General features: G+C 63.1%; 8 protein-coding genes. 2 read left to right on the top strand and 6 right to left on the bottom strand.

All coding sequences use genetic code 11. The features are described from left to right. Positions 1–71 precede the first annotated feature (71 nt). From HQL56_16270 to HQL56_16245, 6 genes are all read right to left on the bottom strand, one after another. A complete protein-coding gene (locus tag HQL56_16270) occupies positions 72–983 on the bottom strand; it encodes a cyclic nucleotide-binding domain-containing protein (protein ID MBF0311071.1) in 912 nt (303 codons plus the stop codon). 1 nt (position 984) lies between these two features. Beyond that, positions 985–2,265: a replication-associated recombination protein A gene (locus tag HQL56_16265; protein ID MBF0311070.1), complete on the bottom strand. Its 1,281-nt coding sequence runs from the start codon at positions 2,263–2,265 to the stop codon at positions 985–987. A gap of 26 nt (positions 2,266–2,291) precedes the next feature. After that, complete coding sequence (rimO, locus tag HQL56_16260; GenBank protein MBF0311069.1) at positions 2,292–3,683, bottom strand: 30S ribosomal protein S12 methylthiotransferase RimO; 1,392 nt, start codon at positions 3,681–3,683, stop codon at positions 2,292–2,294. Further along, a complete protein-coding gene (locus HQL56_16255) occupies positions 3,684–4,169 on the bottom strand; it encodes a YajQ family cyclic di-GMP-binding protein (protein ID MBF0311068.1) in 486 nt (161 codons plus the stop codon). Positions 4,170–4,178: 9 nt separating this feature from the next. Next, on the bottom strand, positions 4,179–4,859 hold the full coding sequence (gene lolA / locus HQL56_16250; protein ID MBF0311067.1) for an outer membrane lipoprotein chaperone LolA: 681 nt from the start codon (positions 4,857–4,859) through the stop codon (positions 4,179–4,181). A 94-nt stretch (positions 4,860–4,953) separates the two neighbouring features. Further along, positions 4,954–5,553, bottom strand: a complete 600-nt coding sequence (locus HQL56_16245) for a hypothetical protein (GenBank protein MBF0311066.1) — start codon at positions 5,551–5,553, stop codon at positions 4,954–4,956. 202 nt (positions 5,554–5,755) lie between these two features. Here HQL56_16245 and HQL56_16240 point away from each other — a divergent pair, with 202 nt between their 5' ends. Beyond that, positions 5,756–6,718, top strand: a complete 963-nt coding sequence (locus HQL56_16240; GenBank protein ID MBF0311065.1) for an MBL fold metallo-hydrolase — start codon at positions 5,756–5,758, stop codon at positions 6,716–6,718. Continuing rightward, complete coding sequence (locus tag HQL56_16235) at positions 6,694–8,055, top strand: hypothetical protein (GenBank protein MBF0311064.1); 1,362 nt, start codon at positions 6,694–6,696, stop codon at positions 8,053–8,055. Before HQL56_16240 ends, HQL56_16235 begins: the two co-directional genes overlap by 25 nt. Positions 8,056–8,104: the final 49 nt, after the last annotated feature.

Here is an 8,104-nt window from a genome sequence, read left to right as displayed (position 1 = left end):
GGGGCTCCGCCCCGAACCCCGCCGGGGGGGATAATCCCCCCCGGACCCCCGTATAACTGAAAAAATGAACGTTACCGGGTCTTGCGCAACAGACGTCGCAACCAACCCCGTGAACGGTTTCCCAAGGCCGAAAGCGGGACCGAATAGGGGAAAGCCCCTTCCCGATCCCCCTGAAAATCCTCCGGCGGATCGGCCAGAAGAAGGGTATCCCCACCACGGAGCGTGGCCGCCGACAGCAGGTCTTCGACCACCTGCCACAAGGCTTCGGACTCGGTGTATTCCGGAAAGACCGCCACCCCGCCGCAAAAAGCCGGCTCCCCGCCGTTCTGCCGGGAAAATTCCCGCGCTCCCTTGTGCAACGCGGTCATGGCGGCCTGGCCATCGGCTTCGTACAGCACCACGCCCAGGCGACCACCCACCAAAGGGAGAATCACGTCGGTCTTGCGCAACTGCTCCCGCAATACCTCTTGGAGTCGTTCCAGCCACTCCGGGTTCCCCACTTCAAGAAGCGCCAGGGAGAGCTTCTGATAGAGTCTCCTGGCCCGACCCACCTCTTCCTGAAGGAAGGCGCGGAAGGACTCCACCTCCAGCGGCTCCCTCCGGGAGAGGGCGGGCGGACCCTCGACCTGTTTGCCGATCAGCAGATGATCCTGTTCGTAGAGGCGTTGCGCCATGCGGCGCATGATGCGAAAGGCCAGGGAGGGGTCGTGATGCAACTGGCCGATGAACTGTTTTTGATCCACCTTCAGCACCCGGGCCTCTCCCAGCGCCCTGGCGGTGGAGAAACGGGTCTTTTCGGCAAACAGGGAGACCTCGCCGAAACAATCCCCCTCCTTGAGACGGCCCAGGGGGTACTCCCCGGTCTCCGTCAACACCACCAGCTCGACCTGCCCCTTCTGCACCACGAACAGGCTGTCCGCCTTCTCCCCCTGGCGGTAGATGGTCTCGCCCTCCCGATAGAGTTTCCCCAGTTCCCGGCCCATCTCATCGTCCCTCTGTTTCCCTGGTCTTCAAACGCTGCCAGAAAGCCATGCGACGGGCGATCTCCCGTTCGAAACCGCGTTCCACCGGGGTGTAGAAGGTGAGATGACGCAGATTGGCCGGCAAATACTCCTGGGCCACATAGCCGTGTTCGTAATCGTGGGCGTAACGATAACCCGCACCGTAACCCAACTCCTTCATCAGCCGGGTGGGAGCGTTGCGCACCTCCAGGGGCGGGGAGGGCGAACCGTAGCGTTTCGCCGCCTCCTGAGCCTTGCCGTAGGCCACATAGACACTGTTGCTCTTGGGCGCGGTGGCCAGATAGACCACCACCTGAGCCAGAGCCAGCTCCCCTTCCGGCTTGCCCAGAAAATGAAAGGCCTCCCGCGCCGCCATGGCCAGCGGCAGGGCCTGGGGATCGGCGTTGCCCACGTCTTCCGAGGCGAAGCGGATCAGACGTCGGGCGATGTAGAGCCCGTCCTCGCCTCCCGCGAACATGCGCGCCAGCCAATAGAGGGCCGCATCGCAGTCGGAACCCCGCAACGCCTTGTGCAGAGCCGAAATCAGGTCGTAGTGGGCCTCCCCCTCCCGGTCGTAGCGGGCTGCCCGCTGCTGCAGGGCCTGCTCGAACTCCTGCGCCCCCAGGCTTCTTCCTTCCTGACCGGCGGTGCGCCCCCACAGCAGCAACGACTCCAGCAGGTTCAAGGCGTAGCGGGCATCCCCGTCGGCCAGTTCGGCCATGCGTTGCAACAGCCCCTCTTCCAGGGTGACCGGCTCCGTCCCGAAACCCCGCTCCGTATCGTGCAGAGCCCGTTGCAGAATGGTCACCACCTTCTCCGCCGGCAGCGGTTGCAGAACCAGCACCCGGCAGCGGGAGAGCAGCGCCGCGTTGAGGGAGAAGGAGGGGTTTTCGGTGGTGGCCCCCACCAGCACCAGCAGCCCCTCCTCCACACTGCCCAGAAAGGCGTCCTGCTGGCTGCGGTTGAAGCGATGCACCTCGTCCATGAAGAGCAGGGTTGGTCCCAAACCGGCGTTGCGGGAGTCGCGGGCCGCAGCGATGACCTCCCGCACCTCCTTGACCCCGGCGAACACCGCCGACAGCGCCACCCACTGCAAACCCGCCGTCTCGGCCAGCAACCGGGCCAGAGTGGTTTTGCCGCTGCCGGGGGGCCCCCAGAGGATCAGCGAGGGCAGAAAGCCCCGCGCCAACGCCTCCCGCAACAGGCCACCCTCCCCGGTCAGGTGTTCCTGACCCACCACCTCTTCCAGACTGCGGGGACGCATGCGATCCGCCAGGGGGGTGTTCACGGCTACAGCACCTTGCGGATGCGGCCCACCAGATCGTATTCGTGGGCCTGGGTCACCTCCACCTCCACCAGGCTGCCCGCCTCGGCCCAGCCCTCCACCAGAAAGACCTGTCCGTCCACTTCCGGGGCCTGGGCCGCGCTACGTCCCGTCAGAATGCCCTGATTCTCCTCCGAAGGCCCTTCCACCAGCACCGTCAGCCGTTGTCCCACCCGGCGGGCCAGCCGCTGACGGCTGATCTCCTGCTGCACGGCCATGATCCGCTCGCGGCGGGCTTCGGCGATCTCTTGCGGCACCTTGTTTTCAAAAGCGTGGGAGGCGGCTTCCGCTTCGTCGGAGTAGCAGAAAACCCCCACATGATCGAACCAGCCCTCGGCCACCAGGGCTTCCAGGTTGGCGAAGGCGGCCTCGCTCTCCCCCGGAAAGCCCACCAGAAAGGTGGTACGCAGGGTCGCCTCGGGCAGAATCTCCCGAATGCGCGTCAGCAGTTTGCGAATGCCCTCCGGCCTCTCGGCCCGTCGCATGGCGGCCAGCACCCCCCCGTCGACGTGTTGCAGAGGCATGTCGAAATAGGGCAGCACATGGGCCGAAGCGGCCATGGTCCGCAACAGCTCCTCGTTGATCAGGGTGGGATAGAGATAGAGCAGACGAATCCAGCGCAGACCCGGAAGGGCGTCCAACTCCCGGATCAGGACCGACAGGGAGCTTCTCGGCTGCAGATCCCGCCCGTAGAGGGTGGTATCCTGGGAGACCAGATTGAGCTCCTTCACCCCCTCCGCCACCAGATGTCGCGCCTCGGTGAGCAGATCCTCCGGCGGACGCGAGCGGAAGTGTCCCCGCAGTTGCGGGATGATGCAGAAACTGCACGGATTGTCGCAGCCTTCGGCAATTTTCAGATAGGCCGTATACGCCGGGGTGATGCGCACCCGTGGCATGCCGCTGTTTTCCAGTTGCAGGGGAATCTTCACCTGATATTTCGGGACCACGCCCCGGTTCACCTGGTCCAGCAGGGTCACCACCTCCTGGCTCTGGGCGGAACCCACCATCAGGTCGATGCCCGGAATATCGGCCAGCAGGGCATCTCCCATGCGTTGCGCCAGACAGCCCGTCACCACCAGACGCTTGTCGGGATGAGCCTGCCGGATGGCGCTCATCTCCCGAATCGCCTCACGGGACTCCTCTTCCGCCGCCGCCAGGAAACCACAGGTGTTGACCACCAGCACCTGGGCCTTTTCCGGATTGGCGGTCAGGCGGTAGCCCCGGCTGAGGAACTGCCCCAGCAGGTGTTCGGAATCGACCTGGTTCTTGGCGCACCCCAGGGAGATCAAACCCACCCGGGGCGACGCGGATGCGGCGGAGGCCTTTTTCCCGCCAGCCTTGCTGCGTGAAGACTTCATTCAGTCCCGGAAATTGGTGAATTGCAGCGGTTGACCCACATCGACCTCCCGAAGCAGGGCGATGACGCTTTGCAGATCGTCCTTTTTCTTGCCGGTAACACGCAACTGGTTGCCCTGAATGGCGGTTTGCACCTTCAGTCCCGCCTCCTTGATGCGTTTGACGATCTGTTTGGCCTTGTCCTCCTCCACCCCCTGGCGCACGGTGATGCGCTGCCGCACCATGCTGCCCGAGGCCTCTTCCACCTTGCCGTAGTCCAGCGACTTGGGATCGACCTTGCGCCGGATCAGCTTGGTCTTGAGGATGTCGAGAACCTGCTCCCGTTTGTAGTCGTCGTCGGCCAGCAGGACGATGACGTTCTCCTCCCGTTCCAGGCTCGATTTGGAGCCCTTGAAGTCATAACGGGTCTCGATCTCCTTGACCGACTGATGCAGGGCGTTGTCCACTTCCTGCATCTCCACTTCCGATACGATATCGAAGGATGGCATCGGACTCTCCTATTGCTCGATGAGATCCACTCCGGGAGGGATCTTGAAGGTGAACAGGCCCGGATCCAGTTTGCGGTTGACCACCAGATTCTCGAAATAGATCACCGAGCGGTTGCCGAGGGTATCCTCGACTTCCATGCTCAGCAACTGATCCCGCTTCGGATGGAGGGTGATCTGGATCTTGCGGAAGTTGCTCTCTTTTTTGGGTGTGAGGCGGATGGAGGGGGCTTTGCCCTGTTCGCCGGGCACCTCTTCCCAATCGAAGGTCTCCTTGATGGGTTTGCCGTCCACCAGCACCGAGGCGGGGCTGCGATCCAGACCGGTGGCCCCCACCTGGGTGACCTGTTTGAGATCGGGTTCGTAGTACCAGATCAGCTTGCCGTCGGAGACGATGATCTGTTCGTAGGGCTGCTGGTAATCCCAGCGGAAGCGTCCCGGACGGGCTGCGGTCAGATGACCCTGACTGACCTTCAGGCGTCCCCGGCCCTCGCTGAAGGACTCCTGGGTGAAATCCCCTTCCAGGGTGGTGAGCCCGCTGATCAGCTTTTGCAGCCGTTCGATGGGCGCCACCTCCTCGGGTTCGGGATTCTGCGCCGCAGCCTTGCCACCGTCCCCCCAGAACAACACACCGAGCAGCGCCGCCACCAGCCAGCCTCTTCGAGAGATTGCCCCTCTGTTTCCCGCCTTCATGCCACACCCCCGCCCCAAAAACCGCGACGACCGGAATACGGCGGGTAAGGTCTCACATTCCGCAGTCAAAAACAATCCCTTGGCACGGAACGCGCTACTCGGAAGGTATCTCCAGCAGGCGGGAAACCACGCCTCGGGCCTGCCGCAAGGTCTCTTCCCCGTGGCGTCCCTGACGGATCTCCTCGCCCAGGGTGGAAAGCAGACTCTCCTGCTCCCGGGGCGACGCCGCCAGATGGACCAGGATGCGACTGGCCAGCTTGCCTCCGGAGGAGAGATGGGTGACGCTGGACTGGCGGGACCAGCCCGTGGTTTCCGCCGGGCGACGGGGTTGCGGATCCGGCGCGCCGCTGCGGGTGGCGGGCGGAATCGGGAACGCCGCCTCCCGGCGACGCAACACGCCCCGGAAGGTGTAGCAGATATCCACAAGGCCTTTTCCCAAACGCTCCGGAATGGCCAGCAGCGTGTCCCGAGCCTGGGGTGCCGCCTCCGCGAGGGACTGCCACCATCGGGAAAAGGTCACGCAGAAGGCCTGCAAGGGCCAGAGACTGCCGGCAGGCCGTTGCAGCCCGGACTCCCCCTGATCCCGCACCGGTCGGAGTGGAGGCTGCGGCCAGAACCGCAATCTCCCCCCGGCCCGCTCTTCTTCCCCCACCGGCGACACCCCGGCAAGGGGCGACGTGCGCTGAATCGTCATGATATTTCCCACCTCCCGAAGCCATTATACTCCCCAGGCCCCAGGGCAGGATTTGTTCCGGGATTTTTTCCGTTAAAAATCAAGCAGGATTATGTAAACTGATACGGCAGAATTCTCCACAGCGGCAATTCTTGCCGGGTCATTTCAGTCTTCATCCCGGTTGAAGGACCGTTTTCTCCCTTTCATAAGGTCTTGACGTTTCATGGATAAAACGCTTTTCCAATCCCTGCCCTTCGACATCACCCTGGTCGATACCGGATACCATCGGGATCGCTGTGCCGCAGGCTATCTGGTGCAGAGCCGGCAAGGATCCGCCGCCATCGTGGAGACCGGACCACTGCCCGCCGCGAAACGTTTTCTGACCCTGCTGGAGGAGCGGAAACTGCCCCGTGAAGCCGTGGAATGGGTGATCGTCACCCATGTCCACCTCGACCACGCCGGAGGTGCGGGGGGCTTGCTGCGGGAGCTGCCCAACGCCAAACTGCTGGTGCATCCCAAAGGGCTGCGTCATCTGGTGGAACCGGAAAAACTGCGCCTGGGGGTGATGGCGGTCTACGGCGAGGAGACCTTTCGGGTTGCCTTCGAGGACATCGTCCCCGCCCCCGCCGAACGTTGCGTCGAAGGGAGCGACGGTCTGGAGATCCGTGTGGGTGAACGCCTTTTCACGGTCGTGGACAGTCCGGGACATGCCCGTCACCATTTTTGTCTCTTCGAAGCCGCAAGCGGCTCGTTGTTCACCGGTGACGCCTTCGGCATCGCCTACCCGGAGTTGACCTGCCCGGATTCGGAACGCCCGTTCCTCTTCCCCGCGACAACTCCGGTGCAGTTTGAACCAGAAATATACCAGGAAACGGTGGATCGTTTGGCCGCCCTGAAACCTCGCAACCTGTTTCTGACCCATTTCGGCATGGTCGGGTTCGAAGAGAGCATGGCCCAGGCATTGCACCACTGGATCGAACGGATCCGGCACATGGCCGTTCAAGCGCCCCTGCCGGCCCCCGAACGGCTGGCCTGGCTGCACACGGGTCTGGAAGAGATCTATCGGGATGAGTTGGCCCAACATCTGCCGGGGTTTTCCTGGTCTCGTGCCAAAGGCCTTCTGGCCATGGATCTGGAGATCAACGCCCAGGGGATCGATACATGGCTGGGCAACATCAGGCGTTGAACAACCTGGAACTGAAGAACGGCTCTCGGATTGCCGTGGTGGGCGGCGGGCCGGCAGGATCGCTGACGGCCTATTTCCTGTTGGAAATGGCCCATCGGGTCGATCTCGACCTGAAGGTGGACATCTTCGAGCCCAAGGAGTTCTATCTGACAGGCCCCCGTGGCTGCAACATGTGCGGGGGCATCATTTCGGAGTCGCTGGTGCAACACATGGCCGCCGATGGCATTCAACTGCCCCCGGAAGTGGTCATCGACACCCTCGACTCCTATACCCTGCACACCGAAGTGGGCAGTGTGCGCATCCAGGCTCCGGTGCAGGAAATGCGCATCGCCTGCATCTATCGCGGCGGGGGACCGGAAGGAGCGGAGAAACAAACTCCTCTGCCCTGGGACTCCTTCGACTGGTTTCTTCTGGGGCTGGCCCGCAAGCACGGGGCGCAACACATTCCGCAACGGGTGGTCAAGCTGCAATGGGATCTGCACCATCCCCGGGTCACCGGACGGGATGGTTACGAAGAGACTTACGATCTTCTGGTGGGCGCAGTGGGACTGAACGGTTCCAGCCTGAAGCTCTTTGCGGATCTGGGCTTTCCCTATCGCCCCCCGACCACGGCCAAGGCCTATATCGCCGAGTTCTACATCGGCGACGACACGGTGCATGAGCTTCTGGGGCAGGCCATGCATGTCTTTCTGCTCAATATTCCCGGCCTCAAATTCGCCGCGCTCACCCCGAAGGGCCACTACGCCACCCTGATCATTCTGGGGGACAATATCGACAAGGGGCTGGTGGAACGGGTGGTGCAGGCTCCGGAGGTGCAACGCTGCCTGCCGCCGAACTGGTCGATTCCGGTAGCGCCGTGCCAGTGCATGCCGCGCATCAACGTGGGTAATCCCAGTTACCCCTTCGCCGACCGGGTGGTGCTGGTTGGGGATTGCGGGGTATCGCGCCTTTACAAGGACGGCATCGGCGCCGCCTATCGTAGCGCCAAGGCCTGCGCCCTGACCGCCGTTTCTCACGGGGTATCGGCGCATCATTTTCGCAAGGGCTTCTGGCCCACGGCACGGGAGATCGCCCGGGACAACAATCTGGGCCATTTTCTGTTTTACGGGGACGATATCCTGCGCCGCATCCCCGGTTTCCGCGCCGCCATGGTGCGCACCGCCGCCCGGGAACAGGCCGATGCCCACTCCCCCCACCGTCTCAGCTCCGCCTTATGGGACACCTTCACCGGCAGCGCCCCCTATCGGGAGATATTGAAGCGCATGTTTCACCCCCAGGTGCTGGCCCGTCTGATGATCGAAGGAGCGGCCAGTTTGATCCGGCCAAAAAGACATTAGGGCGTGTTGACATTCACCATCTTTTGGTCCCTGGCCGCGTTGCAATCCG

This window comes from Magnetococcales bacterium, from assembly GCA_015231925.1.
Classification (GTDB): domain Bacteria; phylum Pseudomonadota; class Magnetococcia; order Magnetococcales; family JADGAQ01; genus JADGAQ01.
Note: the sequence above shows the minus strand (reverse complement) of the source record. Positions and strands in the feature narration are given on the sequence as shown.